Below are 406 nucleotides of genomic sequence, written 5' to 3' on the forward strand. Positions count from 1 at the left end.
TGTTCTATCTTTACACGCTTATCAGCTCTATCTTTATATTTATAATACGCATCGCGTTTAAGTCCAAAACAAAGAGTTATAGTAGTTAAAGGAGCAAATCCCTTAGCTTTTTTTTTAGTTCAGCAACAGATTTATATCCTAGATCTTCAGCAGCTACTTCTAGGTAGGAATCTAACACTAATGCGTCAAGATCCTTTTTAAGTAGTAGTTTTTTAAGCTGTTCTATTTCTTTTTGAAGTGCTTTAATTCTAGATATTTCGTCTTTGGTTTCCACTTTTACTCTGGTGTTCATTAAGTCTTTACGGTTGTATTTTTTAATCCACTCATTCACTGTTGTAGGCGCAATAGAGTAGAGTTTACAAAGTTCACTCTTTGTATGTTTTCCAATGCTAAGTTCGTCTAAAAT

At 32.8% G+C, this 406-nt stretch carries 1 protein-coding gene; it reads right to left on the reverse strand.

Translation table 11 applies throughout. The annotated features are described in order from the left end of the window. Positions 1-85: 85 nt before the first annotated feature. Positions 86-406: transposase (locus Q4Q35_RS01020; protein ID WP_303276058.1), on the reverse strand; the 321-nt coding region annotated here is incomplete at its 5' end.

Origin of the sequence: Flavivirga aquimarina, from assembly GCF_030540835.1 — a bacterium.
GTDB classification, from domain to species: domain Bacteria; phylum Bacteroidota; class Bacteroidia; order Flavobacteriales; family Flavobacteriaceae; genus Flavivirga; species Flavivirga aquimarina.